The following is a 23,323-nucleotide window of genomic DNA, read 5'->3' on the forward strand; positions in this document are numbered from 1 at the left end:
AGTAATGACGTTCCAGAAGCTGACCGATTTTAAAGCATTCACTGATCTATGCAGCCGCTGTTATCCAGGAATGAAACTCGATTCCGAGGAAGCGATAGAAAATCATCGCAAGCGCCAGAAGAAGTTGGACAAAGAAGCCAATATCCAGCATTTGGGTCTTTATCAAGACAACTCCTTGGTCGGAGGATATATCGAATATGCTCACACGTTGAACCTCTACTCACGGAAAATAGATGCCCGCGGCGTTGGCATGGTAGCTGTGGACCTGCCTTACAAAAAGCAGGGGTTTGCCAAGCAGATTATTCAGGCCTTTATTAAAGATGCTCGTGACCAGAGCATACCACTCGTGCAGCTCTATCCTTTCCAGCCTTCTTTTTATAGAAAGATGGGCTTTGGGCTTGGACCATTTTTACATACATTTCAGTTCCATCCGTCACAGCTTCCTTTCTTTTCTAAAAGTGAAGCCCTTACTGTGCTCGATCCGGCTGATAAGTATGAGATGGCAGCGTGCTATCACCGGTGGGCTGATCATACGCATGGGTCGTGTGAAAAGCCGTTGTACGAGTTCAGATCACTGGAAGCGGATGATTATCATGTGGTTGGTTTGAAAAAAGAAGGGAAAATAGATGGGTACATGGTTTTCCAGTTCAAGCAGTCTCCAGACGATCATATGCTGCTGAATGATTTACATATTGTTGAATTTATCGCGTGTACAACCGAAGCCTATCAATCGCTGCTTCAATTCTTGCACAATCAGAAGGATCAGGTTCGTTCCGTTTATTTTCCGACCTTTAATGAGCAATTTTCTTATATGTTGGAGAATCCTACTCATACAGACGATGAACTAATCTTCCGGATTTATCATAAAATAAGTGAACAGGGCCAAGGGCTGATGTACCGGATCGTGGATGTTCCTCTGTTTTTGGAAAAGCTTGAGCACCACTCGTTTGGCCGGGAATCCATTCGAATCGGCTGGCACATATCAGACAGCTTTTTGGATGAGCAGCACTTCTACGTATGGGAATTTACGGACGGGGTTCCGAGAACAACGAATCAGCTGCCAGACGTAGAGGTCCACATAGGAATAGCTGAATTTTCATCACTTATGATGGGATGTGTAACCTTGGACAATCTTCTGCTGGGAGGTTATGCAGAAGCAGAACCAGGAGAGTGCCTTGATCAGGCTATTAAGCTATTTCAAAACCCTAAACCACCCGAAAGCTGGAGTTTCTTTTAGGTGAACGATAGGCGTCCCTTTCCCTGCTGGTACGTGCGGGAAGGAAAAGCGAGTCCTGCCCGGCGCTCCGATTAATTATTCGAATTCAGGGAAAAATCAGGATAGAATGATTTTCTGTCATGGAGGTGCTTCAATGGAAAAGATAGCAGGGAAAACGGTATCCGAATGGGGTGAGAGTCTTCCCTTATTAGATAAAGTCATGAAAGGTGAGCCCGTGTTTTGGATCAATACGTCTGCCAGGGAGATGGATAAGGTACCGGAGTTTGCGGTAACCAAAGATGATATCTATGAAGCGGAACAACTGTGGAAACGGTTTGCCCCTTTTCTAAAGAAGGCTTTTGCAGGAACGAAGGATGGGGCGATTGAGTCGCCTATAAGATCATTAAAAGAAATGAAAAAAGACCTGAGCGCCTATTATGATCAACCATTTGAAGGAGAGTTTTACTTAAAATGTGACCATGATCTTCTTATATCGGGGTCTATTAAAGCACGTGGCGGGGTGTTTGAAGTCCTGAGCTATGCAGAGAAGCTCGCGCTTGAAAATAATATGATCTCCAAAGAAGATAACTATGAAGTATTTCTTGATTCTTCATTCAAACAGTTCTTCAGTCAGTACACGATCGGCGTTGGATCGACAGGGAATCTGGCGCTGAGTATTGGTACCATTAGTGCTAAACTCGGATTTACGGTAGAGGTTCACATGTCAGCTGATGCGAAGCAATGGAAGAAGGATCTGCTCCGGCAAAAAGGAGCGAAAGTTTACGAGTATAAAGGAGACTTCAGTGAAGCCATTACGCAAGGGCGTTCGATTACGATGGACGATCCGCTTGGCTATTTTGTAGATGATGAGGACTCGAAGGCCTTATTTCTAGGATATAGTGTGGCTGCCCTTGAATTAAAAAGACAGTTGGATGAAGAGGGGATTAGAGTAGATAAGGACCATCCGCTGTTTGTTTATCTGCCATGCGGCGTAGGAGGCTCGCCTGGAGGTATTACATTTGGATTGAAGGAAGTGTTCGGTGATCATGTTCACTGCCTGTTCGTAGAGCCTACTCATTCTCCGTCCGTACTGCTCGGGGTAATGACTGGAGAACACGAAAAAGTGTCCGTTCAGGATTTTGGTCTGGATAATCTTACAGAGGCGGATGGGCTGGCGGTTGGACGTCCTTCCCGGTTTGCGACAGAAATTAGTCAGTATTTGGTAAGCGGTTTTTACACTATGGAAGACGATGAAATGTACCGTTTGCTTGCATTACTGGCTGATTCAGAAAATATAGATGTAGAGCCATCCGCCGCTGCCGGACTCTCCGGACCACTGAGACTTAAAGAATCAGGCTATATCGAACAAAAGGGATGGCAGGACAAAATGGGTCATGCGATTCATTTAACCTGGTCCACAGGCGGTTCCCTAGTGCCGGACCAGGATAGGGAAAAATTCTATCAAAAAGGAAAATCCCTGCTAACCCCCTGACCGAATCCTGAACCAAATGGAAGAAACAGCCACCTTAGGTCATCCAGATTCTGGATGACCTAAGGTGGCGTTTTTTTACATATTCATAGCAGTGATTCGGCGCCGTCGATGAACACCTCGGTTCCTGTAATGTGGGAAGAAGCATCGGACAGCAAGAAGTGTACCAGGTCGGCCACTTGTTCAGGTGAGCCGACTTCTTCATTAAGCGGTGAACCTTCTACTTCTTTCTTTACTGGTATATCAATTTTTTCAAGCTCCTGCTCATCCGGACGCGTGTTTTCACCAATATTTGTATCGATGAAACCTGGGCACATAATGTTAACGCGGATTCCCTGGGAAGCCAGTTCCACGGAAGCCATTTTGCCGAAGGCCATAATCCCGGCTTTAGAAGAACTGTATGCAGAAAAGCCTTTATTCGTGAAGGTACGGTTACCATTAATCGAACTGGTCAGTACGACACTTCCGCCTTTTTCCTTCATGTGGGGGATGGCATATTTCAGGGTCAGGAAAGAACCCTTTAAATTGGTTTCAATGGTATGGTCCCATTCTTCCGGAGGCATGTCCTCGATAGGCATAACTTTACCGTTGACTCCGGCATTGGCAAATACCCCATCAATTCGGCCCCAGTGTTCTTGGACCATATCTATGCTTTTTTTCACCTCTTCCGGCGAAGACAAATCAGTGGTCAGGGTCAGCGTGCGGTTGGATTCCCCTTGAAGCTGCTGTTCAGCTTCTTTTAATCGATCTTCATTAATGTCTAACAGGGCTACATTTGCCTGTTCATGTACAAGTCTGTGAGCGGCCGCATATCCCATACCAGAAGCAGCGCCCGTAACGATGAATACTTTATCCTGTACAGTTGTCAAACCTTCCACCTCTTTCTATTGTCATACTTCCCTTTATCCAGAAAACCCCTATTAAAAACCTGCTCCTTCATATTAAATACCATAAAATGGATGACCTGAGGTGACAATATAAGGGATTTATTTGAAAGGGTTGAAGTGGTTTTCTACCTTGGATACCAAATTTATGATAAAATTTGTTAATATATGAGAATATTCTTGCAATAATAACAAATTTGGATGGGAGGAATTATGATGCAGGAACAATCCGGAATAAAAAATTTCTGGAACTGGATGTGGCAGTTGCATGATCAAGCCAAAGATTTAATGAGCTTTGCTGTTACGGGAAATCCTGAGAAAGTTAAACCGAAAGAAAATGATCGTAAGCAGGCGGGGAACGGTTCGGATTCGAATCAACCATCAAACGGGAGCGGCGGATCCGGTTCTTCCTTTGACACCCGTCAAAAAGTTGGTATCATCTTAGGACCTCTTTTATTTATTGTGACGCTTTTATTTTTTGAACCAGAAGGATTGTCAGGCAGTGCGGTAGCGATACTCGCAAGTACCCTATGGATTGCTACGTGGTGGATCACCGAGGCGGTACCGATTCCCGCTACGTCTTTATTACCTTTAATTTTGTTTCCGCTTACAGGAGGTCTCTCCGGTGATGCAACGGCATCATCTTATGGGGACAACACCATTTTCTTATTCATGGGTGGTTTCCTTATTGCCCTTGCGATGCAGAAGTGGAACTTACATAAACGCATCGCCTTGTTTATTATTTCGCTAGTAGGGACAAGCACCGAGATGATTGTGCTTGGGTTTATGCTTGCAACCGGACTGCTTTCTATGTGGATCTCCAATACAGCCACTTCTATGATGATGGTACCGATCGGTCTTGCAGTTATTTACCAGGCATCTGAACAGTTGAAGAAGGAAGGAGAAGGTCAAGTCGACCACTCTTCCTTTAACTTTGGAAAAGTCGTTATGCTTGGGATTGCCTACAGTGCTTCTATAGGAGGCCTGGCTACTATTATCGGTACGCCGCCGAATACCATCTTTGCCGCTGTCGTCTCAGAAACGTATAACATTGAGATATCCTTTGCGGGTTGGATGGCTTTTGGAGTGCCCTTATCCTTAATTTTCCTGGGGATCGCCTGGGTCTATCTTGTAAAAGTAGCTTTTCCTATGAAGATTAAACAACTCCCCGGGGGTCGTGAAGTTATCGACAATGAGCGCCGCGGACTGGGTGAGATGTCGGTGGAGGAGAAGATTGTCCTCACTGTATTTGGTGTAACGGCTTTAGCGTGGATTTCCAGATCATTTATTCTAGTACCTTACGTTAGCGGAAACATTGACGATACGATAATCGCTATGACCGCAGCTATTATCCTGTTTCTAATACCATCAATCAGTAAAAAGGGAGATTTCATCCTGGACTGGAACACGGCCAAAGGGCTTCCGTGGGGAATATTACTTCTTTTCGGTGCAGGTCTTGCGATTGCAGCAGGCTTCCAGGAAACCGGACTTGCGGAATGGATCGGTAACCAATTGACTATTTTAGAAGGGGTCAGCTTGTTCCTGATTCTCGCTTGCGTCATAGCTATGGTAATTTTCTTGACCGAAATTACCTCGAATACCGCAACAGCCACAATGATGTTCCCAATTATGGCTTCGCTTGCATCGGCACTATCCGTGCACCCCTACAGTCTGATGATCGGGGCAGGGGTTGCAGCCAGCTGTGCATTTATGCTGCCTGTCGCCACACCACCGAACGCAGTTGTATTTGGATCAGGATACTTACGAATACCCGATATGGCCAAGGCCGGGTTTTTGCTAAACATATTGGCTATTGTTTTAGCAACCTTAGCGATTTATTTCTACTTACCAATCGTATGGGATATTGATTTAACCACATTTCCTCAAAAATTCAGCCAATAAGTAAAGGATGAACACCATGGATTCAAGTCAGCCGGCTATTAAGCCCTATACCCCGGACGAGTCTGGATTCTGGCGCGTTACTTTAGCCCTGATGCTTGCGTCCTTACTCGTCTTTTCAACTTTGTATGTATTTCAGCCGTTACTGCCTATTTTCGTGAATGAATTTCAAGTATCGGCTACCGAGTCCAGTTTTCTTATGTCAGCTGCTGTAATTGCGATGGTCGTTGGACTTTTCATTCTAGGTTTTGCCGCAGACCGCTACGGACGACTGCGACTGATGCAACTATCTCTTGGAGTGACGGTATTGCTGCTTGCAGCAATGCCGTTTACTTCTTCTTTTGAATGGCTGGTAGTTCTACGATTGCTGCAAGGCTTTTTCCTGGCCGGAATTCCTGCAGCAGCTATGGGTTATTTAGGAGAAGAAGTAGATCCTAATCATTTAGGTCTGGCTATGACGCTGTATATATCCAGTAACGCACTTGGCGGTATGGGCGGGAGAGTCGCAGGCGGTTATTTAACGGATGTATTTGATTGGGAGAAGACCTTGTTCATACTCTCTGCATTTGGTGTGGCTGCTGCTCTGCTTTTTCTATTGCTTCTACCTTCCGAACGTTATTTTACAAAAGGGGACCAGCCGCTTCGGGAAGATTTTAGGGGAATGCTTGTGCACTTGAAAGACCGTTATATGCTGGTTTTATTTTTAATGGGACTGCTGCTTCAAATTGTTTTCACGGCTATATGGACGTATATTCCTTTCCATTTGCAATCAGACCCCTACCAGTGGCCGCTAAAATGGATATCCTTTACGTATTTTGCTTATGTGCTCGGGGTGCTTGCTCCGCCTCTTGCCGGGCGACTGTCTAATCACTTCGGTTTAACAAAAGTGATGTTTTCTGGATTATTTATTCTGATTGCAGGAGCTGGTTTCACCGCTTTACAACCGGTATCATGGATCATGGCAGGACTCGGTGTGCTTTGTTCCGGCTTTTTTATTGCTCATTCTATGGCTGCCGCTCTTGTTAGTAAATCAGCGAATCATCACAGAAGCGGCGCCTCAAGTTTTTACTTGATCAGTTATTACGTAGGGGTTGCAGTAGGAAGTACAGCTGTCGGAACCCTTTGGGAGAAATGGGGCTGGTCGGGCGTGATCAGTACCGTTCTTGTCTTTATCTTAATTTTTATCTCTTTGCCGGTATTTAAAAGGAAATCAGGAGGAGGAGAAGTATGAACAGGATTAAGGTGAAAGGTACAGGTGTAGATGAACATACGAGATGTGCACATTATCATAGTAACGTCGACATTGTAGCGGTCAAATTCTACTGCTGTAAGGAATACTATGGTTGCTACTATTGTCATAAAGAGAAAGCGGATCACAGGGAGAGAAAGTGGCCTAAGGAGCATTGGGAAGAAAAAGCGATTTTGTGCGGAAATTGCTGGACTGAGTTTTCTATTCACACATATATGAAGGTGAATCAATGTCCAGAATGTGCCCATCCGTTTAACGAAAAATGCAGCTACCACTACCCCTTGTATTTTGAAGGAGTTTCAGAGTAAGCACTATTAAACTATAGGGCCGTTTAGTTGAAGACTCAGTTTCGAGATGTTTTTATGAGAAGAAAGGTCCTTCGGGGGATGATTCGCTTTCCGCGGGCATGTGCTGAGCCTCCTCGAGCTAAAGCTCTCCGGGGTCTCACCGATCATGTTCATCCCGCTCTTACCCTTTAGGAAGTTGCAAACGTCAATCATGTCCTAAACGACGTGTAGTGCTCTCCAGCTTCAGCACCTAGCGGCTAGTGAGACTTCCCTCACTTCTGTACGATAAGGCAACATCGAATCGCTCCGCTCTTCGTGTTTTCTATATCTCCGCCAGCTCAGTCCAGTCCATACGCCGCTGAGCAAGGTGCTTCCGCTTTTAAAATAGGAGTCTTCATCATCCCCCTCCGGACTTTGCCAAATCAGAAGCTCGAAACGACTTCAACCATCACCTGCATCATGAAGTATTATCCAATGTAGTTAGGATGTAACGACACACATCGCCCGTCATTAAAGCATTTCATACAGATTACGGAGGAGAACCAATCTCTTCCGGAAGGGTCCGTTCGCAACATTATAGTTGGGTTGGTGGGGAAATAGCGAGACTCCCATGGGAGAAGGGACTAGGTGAGATCCCGCAGGGAGTGAAACGAGCGAGGAAGCTCACCGTTCCCCAATAGGAAAGCGAGTTATTTCCCCACCAGCCCTCCCCCACTTAGAGTAACGGACCCATTTATCTCGAAACTGAGTATTCCAAAAAAGGGAGATTTAGTTTAAGATTATTGCATTTATCAGAACCTACACAAAAAAGGAGCCTCATTGCCTGAGGCTCCTTTTAATCAAGATCAAGTGGCACCCATGCCGCCATCCACGCGGTACTGACTGCCCGTAACAAATCGACTATCGTCAGAAGCAAGGAAAAGAACGACTTTTGCGATGTCTTCCGTTTCGCCATAACGATTCAATGGAATCGCATTGGTCTGTTCTTCTTTAGCTGCTTCTGCATCGTCAGGGCTGAACCCTTTTTCAAGAGAACGCATCATACGGGTGTTAACCGGAGAGGGGTGAACGGAATTAACCCGCACGCTGTAAGGTGCAGCTTCTAAAGCGGCAGCTTTGGTCAATCCGACCACTCCATGCTTGGAAGTCACATAAGGCGCCACTCCCGGAGAACCCATTAAGCCGGCAACCGATGACATATTAATGATGCTGCCATCCTGCTTTTTAGTCATGACAGGCATCACATGCTTCAAACCTAGAAAAACTCCGCGAACGTTTACGTTCATGACTTTATCAAAATCCTCGACCCGCTGCTCGATAATCGGGCGAACTTCTCCTTCAATTCCTGCATTATTAAAGAAAATATCGATGGTTTCAAATTGGTCTAGTGTCTTTTCTACATAATTTTGTACGTCTTTTTCCTCCGTGACATCGGCGGTAATCATCATCACTTCACCATAGTCGTCGAGTTCAGATTTCGCATCACTCAAAGCTTCTTCATCTACATCCACGAGTGATACTTTGGCTCCTTCTTGCAAAAACAAGCGTGCGGTGGTCTTTCCGATGCCGCCGCTTCCACCAGTAATGACAGCGGTTTGTCCATCTAGACGACCCATGTGAGAACCTCTCCTTATGACATGTTTGTAGAAAGGCAAACGAAGTAAATCGTTTGTCATAAAGAATCTTCCACTTTATCCCATAAATTAAACGCAGTAGGGTGGGGGGCCTGGTTCTCGGCGTGAGGTTAATGAATGAGCATAAAAAGGTGAGGAGAACAACTTTAATGCTTATTCATTGAATACATAATAAAGGTTTTTATTCAATCCTGACTTTTCGCTGGCTACTTCATTCAATATTTGAAGTGCTGCCGTACTGGAGTCAAGCTTAAGGAATGCGCATGCCCTCTGGTTCGTAATTCGTTCGCCGAAAAGAAACTGGTAATCTTTTAAAGCCTCTACATGAGCATTTCTTGATGTATGGTGACAGGATTTACAATACCATCGTCCGTGAACTCTCTTCATTGGAAGATTACTACATTCAGGACAGATGACGCCTTGAAGAATATCAGTTTTATGAAGATGAAACCGGTCTAAGATAAATGGCTGATAAGGAGTATGTTCGATGACCAGCAGATCACATAGTCGGTTTAGATCGAATTCTTCCAAGGTGGAAGAGTCGTAGAGCCGATCTAATGATTGGAAGGCTGCTAACAACTGGTCTAAATGTATAACCTGACTGTTAGATCCATATGAAGGGTGGATGAAGGAAGCAGGACTGGTTAAAACGACCAAATAATGGATCGGGATACTTTGAAATCCGGCCATTGTTAGCCAGTAGGTTAATTGATGCGCCTGAAGCTCTGCTTGAGAGAGCGGGTCTGGCATCCTTGATTCTATCCGTTCATTCACATGCATGAATCGGTAATCTTTTGCCAGGTTTGGTAAGGGAGAATGGTTAACTTCTAAAATAAGGGCGAAATTTCGCGTGACTATAAGCACATCGATCTGACAGTAGGAGTGATCAGGAAGTGGGAGACGAAGGTCAAACAAGATGCGGGATTCTTTGGAGGATAAATGAGTCAATACAGGTAAAATCTTTTTCTCTCCATAGTAATTGGACAATAATTTTGTGCGCCAATGTTCGATTTCTGAATGTTTATGATGAGTCATCGCGATTCGTCTGGAAGCAGCTTCCAATTGATCGAGATAATAAGGTTTTGATAGATGTTTAATGAACAAAAACATCAACTCCATTCAAAATGATTATTTCTATATTCCATGAGGTTTATGGAAACTCCTTCCTGTAATATAAACTTCTAATTTTTCCACTTTTTATATCGAATTTCTGCAATTTTATCAACTATTTTCATAAATTATCTGTACTGGTATAGACAACTATATAACGTAATGCTATTCTCTTATTATAAAGCGGTTTCAAAATCGACGACTTGAATATAGAGGAGGAAGAAACATGTTAAGTTTTCTACAACGAATTGGGAAGTCGTTAATGTTTCCAATCGCTACACTGCCCGCTGCCGCGTTACTTGTTCGATTAGGAATGGAGGATTTGTTTAATATTCCATTTATGACAGCAGCCGGAAATGGAATCCTTACCAACCTTTCCATTATTTTCGCCATAGGCATTGCGATGGGGTTTGCTAAAGATGGAAGCGGAGGAGCAGCTCTGGCCGGAGCAATTGGAGTTCTTGTTCTGGAAGGAGGAATTAAGGAGATTAATAATGATATTGATATGGGGGTGTTTTCAGGAATAATAGCCGGAGTAATTGCTGGTATGCTATATAATCGCTTCTATGATATTAAATTTCCAGAGTTCCTGTCTTTCTTTGGAGGGAAGCGGTTTGTGCCAATCATTACCTCTCTCACTATGGTTGCTCTTTCTTTTGTCTTCGGGCACTTATGGGTTTATCCCCAATATGTTCTTGACGCTACGGCCAACTGGATATTAAATGCTGGAGAATTGGGAGTAGGAGTGTACGGAGTACTCAACCGGTTACTCATCCCCGTAGGTCTGCACCACGTGATGAATACCCTTATATGGTTTGATTTCGGCTCCTTTACCATGGAGTCCGGGAAAGTGGTGAAAGGTGAAATTAATCGGTTTTTAAATGGAGATCCAAATGCAGGCTACTTTTTAGCCGGATTCTATCCTGTCATGATGGTAGGTCTTCCAGCAGCTTGTATTGGCATGTACGCGGCTGCGAAAAAGCACCGTAAATCGATGGTAGGCGGAATGTTTTTAAGTATCGCCCTGACATCTTTCCTGACTGGTGTTACAGAACCTATTGAATTCTCATTTATGTTCTTATCGCCAATCTTATATGTCGTTCACTCTCTTTTGACAGGAGTATCGATGGTTGCTGCTTATATGCTCGATATTCGCCACGGTTTTGGTTTTTCAGCTGGGCTCATTGACTATTCCTTAAACTTTGGTATTGCGCAGAATCCTCTTTTGCTGCTTCCAATCGGTCTGGTTCTTGGGTTAATCTATTTCCTAGTCTTCTACTTTCTGATTGTTAAACTGGATTTGAAGACGCCAGGACGTGAAGATGAGGATGAAGACTTTGTAGAAGAGACCCAGGCAGTCGGACAACCCTCTGAAGGATCTGAGAATGATGATGACCGTAAAGCTTCAGACTATCTGAAAGCTCTCGGCGGTGCAGAAAACATTAAATCACTGGATTATTGCACCACTCGCCTCCGTTTACAAATGGTAGACCGGGAGCAGGTGGATGAAAATGCCTTGAAACGAGCCGGAGCACGTGGAGTGATGAAGGTAGGCGGGCAAAATCTGCAAGTGGTTGTAGGAACGTCTGTTGAGTTTCTAGCCGAGGCGATTCGAAAAAGAATGGACACCGATAATCGTAATAAATAGCTTCCTGTACTTGAAACCATATAAAAAATGGAGCGTTTAACAAAGATAATTTTGTTATGGCATCTGAAGGAATTGTTCTTCCGCTTGAAGAAGTACCAGTTAGGCTTTTTCAAAGAGACGGCAGACAATAAAAGGACCAAAATGATGCATGATTTTTGGCAGAATAAAGGGGGAGGATATAATCTCCCCTGAAGTCTTACGAAGGAGTGAGGAGTCCATGGCTGATAGTGTAGAAATAATAAACGTCACTGTCGTTTGTAATAATAAAGTTATTCCCTCAGGTTCGGTATTACTTAAGGGCGGTTTGATTGGATCTGTTACTGAGCATCCGGTAGGTGGTGCAGATAAAGTTATCGATGGTAAAGGGAAAAGGTGGACCCTCGTGCCTGGATTTATAGATGTGCATATCCACGGAGCAGACGGCCACGACGTGATGGACGGTACGAGCGAAGCACTGACAGGAATGGCGCGCACTCTGCCGGCCGAAGGCACCACCAGTTTTTTGGCGACGACCATGACCCAGTCCAGCGATAGTATTACCAGAGCCTTAAACAACATTAGAGAATACATGAACACTGAACAATCGAGCAGACAGGCGGAGATACTTGGCATTCATTTGGAAGGACCTTTCCTATCGATAAATAAAGCAGGAGCTCAGCCGCATGAACATATTCTTTCTCCTTCAACCGACCAGTTTGATCGTTGGCAGGAAGAAAGCGGTGGCCAGATTCGTTTAGTTACTTTAGCTCCTGAAGTTCCCGGGGGCTTGAGGTTTATTGAGCACTTGACGGGCCGGGGAGTGATTGCCTCTATAGGTCATAGTGAAGCGACGTTCGATCAGGTAGAAGAAGCGGTGGACGCTGGCGCCCGTCACGTCACTCATTTATACAACCAGATGAGCGGATTTCATCACCGCGATCCAGGTGTGGTCGGCGCTGCTTTGCTGAACAAACGGTTGAAAGTGGAAATGATTGTAGATCATGTTCATGCGAGACCGGAAGCGGTTCGATTGGCTTATGAGCATACGAAAGCTGAGAGAACCATTCTGATCACGGATGCCATGAGAGCGAAGTGCCTTACGGAGGGGACGTACGACCTGGGTGGTCAGCTAGTAGATGTAAAAGGTGGAGAGGCCCGCTTAGGCGACGGGACACTCGCGGGCAGTGTATTGACTCTGCAGAAAGCCTTGAAAAATATGCGTGAGCATACAGAACTGCCGTGGGAAGACCTTGTCCGGATTACCTCTCTAAATGCAGCAGAACAATTAGGACTCGATGAACGAAAAGGGAGAATTGAGAAAGGGAAAGATGCGGACCTTGTCCTTTTAGACGAAAATCTGGAAGTGGTCATGACCGTTTGTAACGGTGAGATAGCCTATCAACGAGAGGAGAGTTAACTGTGAAAATATGGGTCTCTCAAGACTACCAATCTTTAAGTCAGAAAGCCTGCGGGGTGATAGAAGATGAGGTAACTCGTAATCCTGCAGCTGTTCTCGGTCTTGCTACAGGAAGTACGCCTCTTCAAACCTATCACGAAATGGTAGAAGGGTATAAGAGAAGATCAGTGGATTACCGTCATATCTCCACGATCAATTTAGATGAATATGTGGGTCTTGGAGAAAAAGATCCGCAAAGCTACCATTTTTTTATGAAAAAGCATTTATTTGATAAGATTAATATCAATCCAGCCCGCACGTATATTCCTAATGGGTTGGCCGAAGATTTGGAAGACGAGTGCAGACGTTATGAACAATTGATTGACCAGATCGGACCGCCTGATCTACAGATTTTAGGAATCGGGGAGAATGGCCACATTGGATTCAATGAACCCCATACCTCATTTAAAAGTGAAACCCACATGATCAAACTTGCTGAATCCACAAGAAAAGCCAATGCCAGATTTTTTGAATCCCTCGAAAATGTTCCCAGAAAAGCCATCACCATGGGCATCCAGTCCATTTTAAAAAGCAAAAAAATTCTTCTGCTTGCTTCTGGAGAAAATAAAGCGGAAGCTATAAGTAGTTTATTAAAAGAGCCGCCTAGTGAAGATATGCCAGCGTCTGCCCTTTGCTACCACGAGGATGTTACGTTACTTGTAGATAAAGAAGCTTATAAAAAGGTAGAGTACCTGAGAGGAGACGAATAGAGTCATGATTGATAAAAAGTCGCCGCTTCCGATTTATTACCAAATTGAAGAGAGTATTAAACAGAGGATATCGGATGGGGAGTATCAGCCAAACGATATGATTCCATCTGAACGTATTCTGTCAGAAAACTACGCTGTCAGCCGAATGACGGTCAGACAAGCGATTACCAATCTGGTTAATGAAGGAGTTCTTTACAGAGAGAAAGGCAGAGGAACATTTATAGCTGAGAACAAAATCGAACAGTCTCTGAAAGGTTTAACGAGCTTTACAGAGGACATGAAAACACGAGGGATGACAGCCAGCAGTAAGCTGCTGGATTTTGAGAAAGTGACGGCAAGCGGAGAAATTTCCCGCAAACTGGAAATCGAAGAGGATGCAGAGATTTATCGTCTGCAAAGAATACGATTTGCCGATCAAAAGCCTATGGCTATTGAAACCAACTTCCTGCCCGTGGCTATGTTTCCTAATCTGAGTACAGAAGATGTACGGGGCTCTCTCTATGATTATGTAGAGAAAAACAAACGACAGAAAATAGGAAAAGCCAGCCAAATCATTGAAGCAACCATTGCCAACGAAGATCAATCATCCCTACTTGAAATCCCTCTTGGCTCTGCTGTTCTTCATATAGAAAGACACAGCTTTCTTGAAGATGGGACGCCATTTGAGGTAGTTAAATCATCCTATCGTGCGGACCGTTATAAATTCTCAAGTGATATTACCCGCGGTTAAGGAGAGGCTAGCTATGAGTTATTTATTACAAGCAGCGGAACGATTGGAACGGTTGGAGAGAGACACAGGCGAACAACTGAACTCCATTAGTAGAGAGATCGCTCACCGTCTGAAGGATAAAGGAGTTATTCATGTGTTTGGCTGCGGCCACTCCAGCCTCATCGCGCAGGAACCTTATTATAGAGCGGGTGGTCTGGTGCCGGTTCGTCCAATTTTAGTGGAGCCGCTAATGCTTCATGAAGGAGCAGTGAAATCCAGTCAATATGAGAAGCAGCCAGGCTTTATCCAGAGTTATTTAGAAAAAGAGGATATTCGTGAAGGAGATGTCTTTCTTGTTATCTCAACATCTGGACGTAACCCAGCCCCCATTGATGCTGCTATTTATGCACGTGAAAAAGGGGCTTATGTGATCGGCATGTTGTCCATGGATTACGCAGATAACTTCCCTTCCCGACATCCGTCAGGTAAACGACTGGAAGAAGTCGTTGAGGAAGTCGTGGATACTCAAATACGGGCAGGAGACACTTCACAGGAAGCTGAAGGCGTGTCTCAGGCATTTGCACCCATGTCTTCCGTCATCGGAACCGCTTTACTACAGAGCTTGTTAGCCCAAGTAATTCTTAGTTACAGAGATCTTGGAGAAACCCCGCCCATCTTTCTGAGCGGCAACTTAGAAGGCGTACAAGAACATAATTCTGAACTTGTGGAAACGTATAAGGACCGCATAAGTTTTTAACCATGTATCCATGTTCTCCACGCGCAATATTGTTTACAGAAACCTTTGCTGATAACAGGCAGGGGTTTTTTTACTGGCTAAAAAAATAAAAAGAGTTATAATAAATATATATAGACCGATTGGTATAATTAAAAGGTGGTACATTTATGAATAAGAAAGAAAATTCCCGGACTAAGTTAGTTCAAACAGCTTCAAGGTTATTCCAGACTCAAGGTTATCACGGCACCGGTTTGAATCAGATTACCAAAGAGAGCGGTGCGCCGAAAGGATCGTTGTATTATTATTTTCCAAATGGAAAAGAACAGCTGGCGATTGAAGCTGTTCATCTTACCGCAGCTAAAGTAACGGATAGGATTGAAAGGGGGCTTGAAAAACAGGAGGATCCTATTAAAGCAATTCAGCACCTGATTAACGATTTGGCGGATCAAGCCGTGAAGGATGGAGAAACGAGCGGTGTCCCTGTTGCCGCTGTTGCTCTTGAAACCACATACGCAAGCGAGCCGATCAGGCAGGCTTGTCATGCCGCATATGAACAGTTCCAACAAGCGTTTACAAGGAAGCTAAAGGACAAAGGTTATGCCGAAAAAAGAGCAGAGGAACTGGGGGTTTTGATTAACTCTATGATTGAAGGAGCTTTTCTAGTGTCGTTCACTACAAAAAGTAAGTTCCCGTTACGGTTAGTGGCAGATCAGATACCTATGCTGCTGAAGTAAGGAGAACACCTTTACTTGATAGAAGGGCGTGGAAAGTATGACCATTTTAGTAACAGGTTTTACAGGAAAGGTAGGGCATGAAGTAGCTAAGAAGCTGAAAACCTTCCAGTTACCTATTCAATGTGCCGTAAGAGACGTAGAAAAAGCTAAAAAACGATATGGCGATGAATTTGATTTTGTAGAGCTCGATTTATCAAAGCCCAAAACCTTTGAAAGGGCCCTTAGTGGAATAGATCGTGTATTTCTTATGTATCCTCCTGGAGAAGGCATCCAATTTGAACAGTTTGTAGAAGCGGCACGCCTGAATCATATTCAGCATATCGTCTATCTTTCTTTAAAGGACGTCCAGTACATGCCTTTTGTTCCTCATTATAAAAATGAAAAGACGATCAAGAAATCTGGTATTCCTTACACGTTTGTTCGAGCCGGATATTTTATGCAGAATCTTAACGATTTTCTTCGAACTGAACTCAGGGAAAATCACCGGATCTTTGTACCTGCCGGAAAAGGAAAAACCAGTTTTGTAGATGCGCGGGATGTGGCTCATATAGCCGCTATTTCCCTTAAAGATTCTGATGAACATCGCTTTCAAAAATATGTGGTTACTGGAACTGAGTCTTTTGATTTTTTTGAAGTCGCTTCCCAAATGACTCAAATACTGAAGATCCCGATTCATTATGAGAACCCTACAGTTAAACAATTTAAGAAGACGATGCTGAGCCGCGGCGTGGATGAAAAGTTTGTGAACGTAGTTGTTGGTGTGCACGCTCCGACTAAATTAGGACTTGCGGGAGGAATTAAACGCGATTATGAAAAAGTAACCCACGAGCAACCTGCCTCTTTACATCGATATATCATGGATTATCAATCCGAATGGATTACGAAGGAGGAACATTCATGAAAGTTATCATTTTTGGAGCGAGCGGCCGTACTGGCCATCCCTTAGTCAGACAGGCTCTTGAAAGAGGCCACGAAGTAACAGCTTTTGTAAGAGGAAAGCACAAGCTGGTTATACCTCATGCGGAAAATCTTCGTATCCTGGAAGGAAGTGTTCTTACTTACGAAGATGTAGAGCGAGCTGCCGCGGGGCAGGATGCAGTTTTGAGTGTTCTGGGCCACACTAAAAATAATCCTAAAGATCTGCTCACTCAGTCAGCGGCCAATATAGCAAGAGCCATGCAGGCACATAGCGTTAACCGGATCATAACCTTAACAGGGGCCGGAGTAGCTGTGGAACAGGATGTGAAGCAGGGAGCCATGAGCCGGCTGTTTGGCACAGCCTTAAAGTGGATGGCGAGAGATTTATGGCAGGATTCTGTGAACCAAAAGAATTACCTGGCTCAAACAGACTTAGATTGGACCATTGTCAGAGCGCCAAGGCTGACGGAAGGAGAGTTCACTAAACAGTATCAAACGGGTTATTTTAAATTTACTAAGCCGATGATTTCCCGGGAGGATGTAGCCCATTTCATGCTGGAAGAACTGGAAAATTCTCAGTATATTAAAGAGTATCCGCTGATTGGTTCCAAATAGGTAAACGGATTACTATTATAGAATTGGTGCTTTGATCTGAACGAGTCCATAGAAAATCCGCCTTTTTCTGAGGCGGATTTTCAAAATTCTATTACACATGCTTCTTAAGTAAATCCATTTCTTCCAAAATCGTCTCCCATGCTTGAGAGGAAGTATCCGTAAGCATAAAGTGTTCATCTTCAGGAAGTTCTACGTACTTAATAAAGTCTCCCAAATTCTCCGCCATCTGGTAGTAGTGATCACTAATACCTACGGGAACATTAATGTCCATAGAACCATGTACAATGACTTGAGGTACATGAAGGGGCAAAAGTTCTACAGGATTGGCTTCCCTATATCGTTTAGGGTATTCATCGGGAGAGCCCCTAAGCAGTTCCGCTGTTGGATTAGATGGCTGCAGGGAAAGGGCAGTGTCCCTTCTATGATGAACCTCATACATACGGCGTAAGTCGTTTACTCCTGCTAAACTTACAGAGGCAGCAATCGGAAGGGGAGAAGTGCTTGTAACAAGCTCGCTATCTTCAGGAAGATGATGTCTACCGGCTAGCCAAAGGGCCAGGTGCCCTCCTGCTGAATGACCAATGGTTATCACTTTTGTAAGATCAAGAGAATAAGTGTCGGATAGCTGAGACAGGTAGTCGCAGGCTTCTGCGGCGTCCTTAAGAGTTCCTGGCCATGCTCCACCCTCCTGTCCTACTCGTCGATATTCAATGTTCCATGTGGCAAAACCGCGTGAAGTTAAACTTTCAGCGATATCATTCACGATTTCAAGACCGAAATGCTTTTTCCAAAAACCACCGTGGATGACTACAGCCACTGGGTGTGGCCCTTCTCCTTCTGGAAGGCGCAATTCCCCAAACTGGTTTTCATTTGTTCCATAAGCTATTCTTTCCATAGTTACACTCCTTTTAATTGGACTGCTCTAACATAAACGAGAGAAACATTCATGATCTATTAGTATTTTATTTTATCCAGTTTTAAACTACAAAAGTTTTATAAAAGGAGATTTCCGTGAAAGATAGAATATCATGGGCTATGATAAAATGAACGTAATCGAATGGAAGGAGAGAAAAAAGATGTATGAATTAAAAACCAAGGAAAATGATGAAAGTGTGCTAGCGTTTATTGAAACTATAGAGAAGCCTAAAAAACGTGAAGATGCTTACCGTCTCCTGGATATTTTTACGGAAACCACTGGGTATGAAGCGAAGATGTGGGGGAGTAGTATTATTGGGTTTGGGTCTTATCATTACAAATACGCCTCTGGTCATGAAGGTGATGCTCCGCTTGTAGGATTTTCCCCTCGTAAGGCGAAAATCAGTTTATACTTTTCGCCGGGAGAGCCCCGCCGGGAAGAACTGTTAAAGAAATTTGGCAAGCATACGACCGGGAAAGCCTGTGTGTATATTAATAAAGTGGAAGACATAAACGAGGAAGTTTTAAAAGAGTTGATTCGTGCTTCGATCACACACCTGCAAAGCCTTTACTCTAATGAATGAAAGTTCTTCCAGTATCAGGTGGGAGGTTTAATGTCACAGTTGACGGTATTTCCTGGTAATTATTTAATATAAAAGGATCGATATTTTAGAAAGAATGCGTAGATTATCTATGAGGAAGTTTTCTTTAATGAGAGATTTTGAGAGTGGTGAAGCCGAAAAATAACGAGATAATCCTTGGAGGAGCATCCAAGGATTATCTCGCTTTATTAAAGATTATTTCATTTTGAAATGAGCGTTAATCTGCCCCCGCAGCATACGCTCAATTGCCTTTTCCTTGTCACCGGACCGCAGCATATCTTTTCTAATCTCATACGTTTGAACGCCTTCTTCGCGCTTGTCTGCAATTTGAAGCAGAACTTCCACATCAGCAAAAGAATACTTTCTAGTACCTCTTTTAGTTCTTTCAGGGAAGATTAACTCTCGTTCCTCGTAGTATCGTATCTGCCGGAGGGATAAGCCCGTTAATTCATTCACCGTCCCTATAGAGATTACTTTTTTATCCTTGTAAGAAGACATCTTTTCTCCTCCTTGAACGTTTCTAAACAAAGGTCTCCTGGTGTGAATTCAGGGACGTGGCTGATCGAGGCGTTTTACTAACGCTTCCAGTTGAGTTAATGTCAACGTTTGTAAAGCCTCATCCGTAGACTGAACCACACCTGAATTAATTAACCTCTGGATATAATGCTCTTTCATGGTTTCTACTGCATCACGTAAATGATTTTTCATAAGGCCCACCTCAACATTCAGATTTGGAATTTTTTTAAAGCTTTACGGTTGAAAAGAAAAAGCAAATAGTTGAAGATCGATGCCGTTTTCTTTTCGTGAATTATCCTTAGGATAAAACATCCATACCTATTTGTCACTCGATATGTAAGAAAACCTAACATACAATATCTTGTATGTTATCAAATCTAACATATTTAAATATTGGCAAAGGTACCGTGTGTCCACCTGATTGAGATGAATCTCTTTGTGGAGTTTTAATAAAGAAGGTTCTATTTAAAAATTCTCATGTAAGTTTTGAAGCTTTTTAGTAGAAAAACGTAATGTCTGATAAGAATCTTAAAAAAATAGGGTTCTTTTTTTAAATTTAGCTGTTTATCTCGGCTTAAATTAGTGAATGTGTTAAAAGAAGATATAGTAGTAAAATGTTAGGAGAGTGCCTATGTGGATTAAACATCCTTTTTTCAAATATTTAACCGCTATTATACTAGTGTTAATATGTATTTTCTTTTTGAATTTGTTAGAATTCTTTAAACCGATCCGAACCGTGATCGGAACCCTTTTCTACCCATTTTTAATTGCAGGATTTTTGTTTTATCTGATACGGCCGCTGGTAGAGTTATTATCAAAGAGTAAGTTTTTCCCTCGGCCCGTGTCTATTCTTACGATTTTTGCAGGGATAGCCGGAATTCTTTATGCGGCTTATGTTTTGCTTGCGGGAACGATAAAAAAACAAGTAAACAACATCTCTCAATTGCCTGACAAGATGAAAAGCGCTGCGAAAGAAGCTGAACAAAAGATTCAGGAGAATGATATGGGGATGCTTTCCGGTCAGTCCCTTACCCATAAAGCTAATCAATTCTTTGGAGATATGATTCAGGGGATCCTGGATAATATCACGGGTATTGTATCAGCATTTGCTGGGGCGGCTACCGTTTTAATTATTGTACCTTTCGTTCTGTTCTTTCTATTAAAGGATGGGCATAAATTAATCCCGTTTATTGGAAACAGACTTCCGAAAGGACATCAAAAAGAAGGGAAGGGTCTGCTAAGGGACGTGGACCGGACACTTGCCGCTTACATTATAGGACAAGTGACTGTAGCCCTGGTGGATGGCATTCTCTCTTACATTGGATATTTGATCATTGGACTAGACTATGCCCTTATACTGGGTATTTTTGTAACTGTAACAGCCATTGTACCTTTTATCGGTCCGATAATTGGTGCGATTCCGGCGATTGTTGTTGCTCTTATGCAGGATCCACAGATGGCCATATATGTTATTCTCACATTAATTATCGTTCAGCAGCTTGAAGGAAATCTTGTAGCCCCTGTCGTACTTGGCAGCCGGCTTCATATCCATCCTTTAACGATTATTCTGCTGCTGGTTGTAGCTGCTCCGTTGTATGGGTTTATAGGAATGCTGATCGCTGTTCCGTTGTACTCAGTGGTTAAAGTTGTAATAAAAGATCTCTATAAGTTCTATAAAGTGGACACAGGACTTAAAGCATAGGCTCTATTAAAGTTTGTGGTTGATTTTTTCATAAAAGACTTATTAAGTTAAAGGGCCGGATTGTGGAAGACTCAGTTTCGAGATATTGGTTTGCCATGAAGGTCCTGCGGGGGGGGCGATTCCGCTTTCCGTGGGCATGTGCTGAGCCTCCTCAAGCTTCGCTTTCCCCGGGGTCTCACCGATCATGTTTATCCCACAGGAGTCTTCATCGTCCCCCTCCGGGCCTTACTAAATCAGAATCTCGAAACCACATTAAACATCACCTGCGTGATGAGGCCTTAGACCATGTGGTTTTCTACCTATTCTCAGGATGTAAAGACCCGCAATAGTCTGTCACAAAAGCATTTCTTAAAGATTAAGAAGGAGAACCTTTCTGTACTAGAAGGTCCGTTCGCAGTATTATAGTTGGGTTGGTGGGGAGATGGCGAGACTCCCCGGTTAAAAGCGGAAGCACCTTGGTCAGCGTCGTATGAACTGGACTGAGCTGGCGGAGATAAAGGAAACACGAAGAGCGTAGCGATTCGATGTTGACTTATCGTACAGAAGTGAGGGAAGTCTCACTAGTCGCTAGGTGCTGGAGCTGGATAGCTCTCTTCAACGTTTAGGCACTCATTTATTCTTACGTCTCTAAAAAGTGTAAGAGTGGGAGAAGGATCTAGGTGAGACCCCACAAGGAGTGAAACGACTGAGGAGGCTCACCAGTTCCCCCACAGGAAAGCGAGTTATTTCCCCACCAACCCTTATCCATCTATCGTAACGGACCCATTTATCTCGAAACTGAGTCTTCAAGTAATGGGAGCTTAACTGAAAAAGCAGTACGGAGGTTTAATAGAGCCAAAGCATAAAATAAGCCCGGTTCCTCATGAAGGAATCCGGGCTTATTTTTATTGACGGTGGACGTTTTTAATAACGAACCCACTTTTCGGCAAGGCTGGCATTTTTCTTAAACTATAACTGTAATCCTGTTTCGGCACCTCATAATCCAGATGGTTCGTCATATAACGGAAACTGGTTTTCAAAATTTCAATCGTTGGCTGCTCTCCTGGACAACGGTGTCCTTTATAATAGTCACCGCCTCCTTGAGGAATAAGATCATATAAGCCTCCACTCCAGTTCAGGAAACGATCAGGATTAAACTCATCAGGATTTTCCCATAATCGAGGATCGTGGTTTGTTCCATAAATATCAATCATAACGAGCTGTCCCTCTTTAAAATCATACTGCTGCCAGGTAAAGTCATGATCGACTCTTGCACCGAGGAAAGGAACGAAAGGATAAAAACGACGCACCTCCTGAGTGAATCGTAACAGATAGTCATCCTCATTGGCTGCTTTTGCAATAGTTTGGGGGAATTGATAGAAAGCCAGAGCGCCAAAGGTGATAAATTTAGATATAGCTACAAGGGGACGAATGACATTAATCAGTTCAATGGCAGCCATTCGAGCATCCAAGGGATTTCCGTGAAGGTCTTTATGCATAGCCATCTCGTAGATAGCTGTCCCTTTTTGGGCTTGCTGTTTTCCTTCACGAACGTCTAGAATTAAATCTTCAATCCATTTCTCTGTACGTTTTCGTGCTCTTCGGCTTTCTATATGTTTAGGGCCGACAGCGCTGAAACCATCGATCATGTTACTTAAATCGCGGGTTCGTTTTTCCACTTCCTTTTCCTTTAAAGGTACTCCTGCCCATTCACAGGCTGTACGGCAAAGCAGCTCGCGTGTTTCATCATAGAGTACTACTTTTTTCTTGCCTTCCCATCTGTTTGCGAACTGATCCCAGTGTTTGTTTGTGATAACTTTTAAAGAAGCCAGTGCTTCAGGCGTCATTAAGGACATGAACAAAAGCTTACGGTGAGTATGAGCTTTTCCATCCATTGTCTGAATAGCGTCTTCTCCAAAAAGAGTTTTCAGAACGCGGCCAGGAAGAGCGTTTTTACGGTTCATTCGATTAGTATCGTAGAAGAGCTTTGCTCCTTCTTCACCGCTTAGAAGGGCGACCTTTTCTCCGAGAACCCTCGTTTCGTAAACATCCAGGTGATTGTTTTGAACGCGTTTAGAAATAAATTCATAACCATCCTTGAATATTGCGAGTGTATTATCTATTGTCCTGTCTTTCGGTACTTTTACCGTCATATGTAGTCTCCTTTTCAATAAGGGTGTAATAATAAAGATTCCTTTTTAACAGACAGAGTAAACCAGTTAAGGAGACTAATTTGTTAAAAAGTGGAGGCCGGGAATTCAATACCTTGACTATAAGTAATGATACATTAAAAAATCGCAATAGTTACTATTTAGTTATTATATCAGGAAGCTGCT

General features: G+C 43.5%; 21 protein-coding genes and 1 pseudogene. 15 read left to right on the top strand and 7 right to left on the bottom strand.

Features of this window, described 5'->3' with window-relative positions; all coding sequences use genetic code 11:
* Positions 1 to 4: 4 nt before the first annotated feature.
* Together ACTWP7_RS00535 and ACTWP7_RS00540 are read left to right on the top strand one after the other, a co-directional pair.
* Positions 5 to 1,237 carry a GNAT family N-acetyltransferase gene (locus ACTWP7_RS00535; RefSeq protein ID WP_443121577.1) on the top strand — a complete coding sequence of 411 codons (1,233 nt, stop codon included), beginning with the start codon at positions 5 to 7 and terminating at the stop codon, positions 1,235 to 1,237.
* 133 nt (positions 1,238 to 1,370) lie between these two features.
* Positions 1,371 to 2,708, top strand: a complete 1,338-nt coding sequence (locus ACTWP7_RS00540) for a D-serine ammonia-lyase (protein WP_443121578.1) — start codon at positions 1,371 to 1,373, stop codon at positions 2,706 to 2,708.
* An 83-nt stretch (positions 2,709 to 2,791) separates the two neighbouring features.
* Here the strand turns inward: ACTWP7_RS00540 and ACTWP7_RS00545 are convergent, their stop codons facing one another.
* Entirely contained in the window at positions 2,792 to 3,574 is a 783-nt protein-coding gene (locus ACTWP7_RS00545) for an SDR family NAD(P)-dependent oxidoreductase (protein ID WP_443121579.1), read from the bottom strand.
* A 228-nt stretch (positions 3,575 to 3,802) separates the two neighbouring features.
* On the opposite strand from ACTWP7_RS00545, the gene ACTWP7_RS00550 reads away from it, so the two are divergent.
* From ACTWP7_RS00550 to ACTWP7_RS00560, 3 genes are read left to right on the top strand one after another with little or no spacing between them, the layout of a single operon-like run.
* A complete protein-coding gene (locus ACTWP7_RS00550) occupies positions 3,803 to 5,491 on the top strand; it encodes an SLC13 family permease (protein ID WP_443121580.1) in 1,689 nt (562 codons plus the stop codon).
* Between the two features lie 16 nt (positions 5,492 to 5,507).
* The gene (locus ACTWP7_RS00555) at positions 5,508 to 6,719 is read left to right on the top strand and encodes an MFS transporter (protein WP_443121581.1); all 1,212 of its coding nucleotides are present in this window, start codon (positions 5,508 to 5,510) and stop codon (positions 6,717 to 6,719) included.
* Positions 6,716 to 7,045 carry a CHY zinc finger protein gene (locus ACTWP7_RS00560; protein ID WP_443121582.1) on the top strand — a complete coding sequence of 110 codons (330 nt, stop codon included), beginning with the start codon at positions 6,716 to 6,718 and terminating at the stop codon, positions 7,043 to 7,045. Before ACTWP7_RS00555 ends, ACTWP7_RS00560 begins: the two co-directional genes overlap by 4 nt.
* A gap of 824 nt (positions 7,046 to 7,869) precedes the next feature.
* On the opposite strand, the gene ACTWP7_RS00565 is transcribed toward ACTWP7_RS00560, so the two are convergent.
* Entirely contained in the window at positions 7,870 to 8,640 is a 771-nt protein-coding gene (locus ACTWP7_RS00565) for an SDR family NAD(P)-dependent oxidoreductase (protein ID WP_443121583.1), read from the bottom strand.
* A 171-nt stretch (positions 8,641 to 8,811) separates the two neighbouring features.
* On the bottom strand, positions 8,812 to 9,762 hold the full coding sequence (locus ACTWP7_RS00570; protein WP_443121584.1) for a nuclease-related domain-containing protein: 951 nt from the start codon (positions 9,760 to 9,762) through the stop codon (positions 8,812 to 8,814).
* A 232-nt stretch (positions 9,763 to 9,994) separates the two neighbouring features.
* Between ACTWP7_RS00570 and nagE the strand changes: the two are divergent.
* The 8 genes and pseudogenes from nagE to ACTWP7_RS00610 all read left to right on the top strand — a co-directional run.
* Positions 9,995 to 11,404, top strand: a pseudogene (gene nagE / locus ACTWP7_RS00575) (N-acetylglucosamine-specific PTS transporter subunit IIBC); the annotation flags it as partial.
* 229 nt (positions 11,405 to 11,633) lie between these two features.
* Positions 11,634 to 12,812, top strand: coding sequence for an N-acetylglucosamine-6-phosphate deacetylase (gene nagA, locus ACTWP7_RS00580; protein WP_443121585.1), 1,179 nt, complete (start codon positions 11,634 to 11,636; stop codon positions 12,810 to 12,812).
* Positions 12,813 to 12,814: 2 nt separating this feature from the next.
* Positions 12,815 to 13,561, top strand: a complete 747-nt coding sequence (nagB, locus tag ACTWP7_RS00585; RefSeq protein WP_443121586.1) for a glucosamine-6-phosphate deaminase — start codon at positions 12,815 to 12,817, stop codon at positions 13,559 to 13,561.
* Between the two features lie 4 nt (positions 13,562 to 13,565).
* A complete protein-coding gene (gene phnF, locus ACTWP7_RS00590; protein WP_443121587.1) occupies positions 13,566 to 14,291 on the top strand; it encodes a phosphonate metabolism transcriptional regulator PhnF in 726 nt (241 codons plus the stop codon).
* Positions 14,292 to 14,304: 13 nt separating this feature from the next.
* On the top strand, positions 14,305 to 15,027 hold the full coding sequence (locus ACTWP7_RS00595; RefSeq protein ID WP_443121588.1) for a sugar isomerase domain-containing protein: 723 nt from the start codon (positions 14,305 to 14,307) through the stop codon (positions 15,025 to 15,027).
* A 146-nt stretch (positions 15,028 to 15,173) separates the two neighbouring features.
* Positions 15,174 to 15,740, top strand: coding sequence for a TetR/AcrR family transcriptional regulator (locus ACTWP7_RS00600; protein WP_443121589.1), 567 nt, complete (start codon positions 15,174 to 15,176; stop codon positions 15,738 to 15,740).
* A gap of 37 nt (positions 15,741 to 15,777) precedes the next feature.
* On the top strand, positions 15,778 to 16,641 hold the full coding sequence (locus ACTWP7_RS00605; RefSeq protein WP_443121590.1) for an SDR family oxidoreductase: 864 nt from the start codon (positions 15,778 to 15,780) through the stop codon (positions 16,639 to 16,641).
* The gene (locus tag ACTWP7_RS00610) at positions 16,638 to 17,273 is read left to right on the top strand and encodes an NAD(P)-dependent oxidoreductase (protein ID WP_443121591.1); all 636 of its coding nucleotides are present in this window, start codon (positions 16,638 to 16,640) and stop codon (positions 17,271 to 17,273) included. Before ACTWP7_RS00605 ends, ACTWP7_RS00610 begins: the two co-directional genes overlap by 4 nt.
* Positions 17,274 to 17,364: 91 nt before the next feature.
* On the opposite strand, the gene ACTWP7_RS00615 is transcribed toward ACTWP7_RS00610, so the two are convergent.
* The gene (locus ACTWP7_RS00615; protein WP_443121592.1) at positions 17,365 to 18,168 is read right to left on the bottom strand and encodes an alpha/beta hydrolase family protein; all 804 of its coding nucleotides are present in this window, start codon (positions 18,166 to 18,168) and stop codon (positions 17,365 to 17,367) included.
* Between the two features lie 181 nt (positions 18,169 to 18,349).
* Between ACTWP7_RS00615 and ACTWP7_RS00620 the strand changes: the two genes are divergently transcribed.
* Entirely contained in the window at positions 18,350 to 18,772 is a 423-nt protein-coding gene (locus ACTWP7_RS00620) for a DUF1801 domain-containing protein (protein WP_443121593.1), read from the top strand.
* A gap of 213 nt (positions 18,773 to 18,985) precedes the next feature.
* Here ACTWP7_RS00620 and ACTWP7_RS00625 read toward each other — a convergent pair whose 3' ends face one another.
* Positions 18,986 to 19,288, bottom strand: coding sequence for a MerR family transcriptional regulator (locus ACTWP7_RS00625; protein WP_443121594.1), 303 nt, complete (start codon positions 19,286 to 19,288; stop codon positions 18,986 to 18,988).
* 48 nt (positions 19,289 to 19,336) lie between these two features.
* Entirely contained in the window at positions 19,337 to 19,498 is a 162-nt protein-coding gene (locus tag ACTWP7_RS00630; RefSeq protein WP_145955983.1) for a Fur-regulated basic protein FbpA, read from the bottom strand.
* 439 nt (positions 19,499 to 19,937) lie between these two features.
* Between ACTWP7_RS00630 and ACTWP7_RS00635 the strand changes: the two genes are divergently transcribed.
* Entirely contained in the window at positions 19,938 to 21,008 is a 1,071-nt protein-coding gene (locus ACTWP7_RS00635) for an AI-2E family transporter (protein WP_443121595.1), read from the top strand.
* An 884-nt stretch (positions 21,009 to 21,892) separates the two neighbouring features.
* Here the strand turns inward: ACTWP7_RS00635 and ACTWP7_RS00640 are convergent.
* Entirely contained in the window at positions 21,893 to 23,140 is a 1,248-nt protein-coding gene (locus ACTWP7_RS00640; RefSeq protein ID WP_443121596.1) for a cytochrome P450, read from the bottom strand.
* Positions 23,141 to 23,323: the final 183 nt, after the last annotated feature.

The organism is Halobacillus sp. B29, assembly GCF_052246755.1.
Lineage (GTDB): Bacteria > Bacillota > Bacilli > Bacillales > Halobacillaceae > Halobacillus > Halobacillus halophilus.

What these genes read in the sequence shown, in the direction of transcription:
- ACTWP7_RS00625 (WP_443121594.1), bottom strand. Translation starts at nt 19,288, where the DNA reads ATGTCTTCTTACAAGGATAAAAAAGTAATCTCTATAGGGACGGTGAAT.
- ACTWP7_RS00610 (WP_443121591.1), top strand. Translation starts at nt 16,638, where the DNA reads ATGAAAGTTATCATTTTTGGAGCGAGCGGCCGTACTGGCCATCCCTTA.
- ACTWP7_RS00565 (WP_443121583.1), bottom strand. Translation starts at nt 8,640, where the DNA reads ATGGGTCGTCTAGATGGACAAACCGCTGTCATTACTGGTGGAAGCGGC.
- nagA (WP_443121585.1), top strand. Translation starts at nt 11,634, where the DNA reads ATGGCTGATAGTGTAGAAATAATAAACGTCACTGTCGTTTGTAATAAT.
- ACTWP7_RS00630 (WP_145955983.1), bottom strand. Translation starts at nt 19,498, where the DNA reads ATGAAAAATCATTTACGTGATGCAGTAGAAACCATGAAAGAGCATTAT.
- ACTWP7_RS00555 (WP_443121581.1), top strand. Translation starts at nt 5,508, where the DNA reads ATGGATTCAAGTCAGCCGGCTATTAAGCCCTATACCCCGGACGAGTCT.
- ACTWP7_RS00635 (WP_443121595.1), top strand. Translation starts at nt 19,938, where the DNA reads ATGTGGATTAAACATCCTTTTTTCAAATATTTAACCGCTATTATACTA.
- ACTWP7_RS00615 (WP_443121592.1), bottom strand. Translation starts at nt 18,168, where the DNA reads ATGGAAAGAATAGCTTATGGAACAAATGAAAACCAGTTTGGGGAATTG.
- ACTWP7_RS00605 (WP_443121590.1), top strand. Translation starts at nt 15,778, where the DNA reads ATGACCATTTTAGTAACAGGTTTTACAGGAAAGGTAGGGCATGAAGTA.
- ACTWP7_RS00620 (WP_443121593.1), top strand. Translation starts at nt 18,350, where the DNA reads ATGTATGAATTAAAAACCAAGGAAAATGATGAAAGTGTGCTAGCGTTT.
- ACTWP7_RS00595 (WP_443121588.1), top strand. Translation starts at nt 14,305, where the DNA reads ATGAGTTATTTATTACAAGCAGCGGAACGATTGGAACGGTTGGAGAGA.
- ACTWP7_RS00540 (WP_443121578.1), top strand. Translation starts at nt 1,371, where the DNA reads ATGGAAAAGATAGCAGGGAAAACGGTATCCGAATGGGGTGAGAGTCTT.
- ACTWP7_RS00535 (WP_443121577.1), top strand. Translation starts at nt 5, where the DNA reads ATGACGTTCCAGAAGCTGACCGATTTTAAAGCATTCACTGATCTATGC.
- ACTWP7_RS00600 (WP_443121589.1), top strand. Translation starts at nt 15,174, where the DNA reads ATGAATAAGAAAGAAAATTCCCGGACTAAGTTAGTTCAAACAGCTTCA.
- ACTWP7_RS00640 (WP_443121596.1), bottom strand. Translation starts at nt 23,140, where the DNA reads ATGACGGTAAAAGTACCGAAAGACAGGACAATAGATAATACACTCGCA.
- ACTWP7_RS00560 (WP_443121582.1), top strand. Translation starts at nt 6,716, where the DNA reads ATGAACAGGATTAAGGTGAAAGGTACAGGTGTAGATGAACATACGAGA.
- phnF (WP_443121587.1), top strand. Translation starts at nt 13,566, where the DNA reads ATGATTGATAAAAAGTCGCCGCTTCCGATTTATTACCAAATTGAAGAG.
- ACTWP7_RS00550 (WP_443121580.1), top strand. Translation starts at nt 3,803, where the DNA reads ATGATGCAGGAACAATCCGGAATAAAAAATTTCTGGAACTGGATGTGG.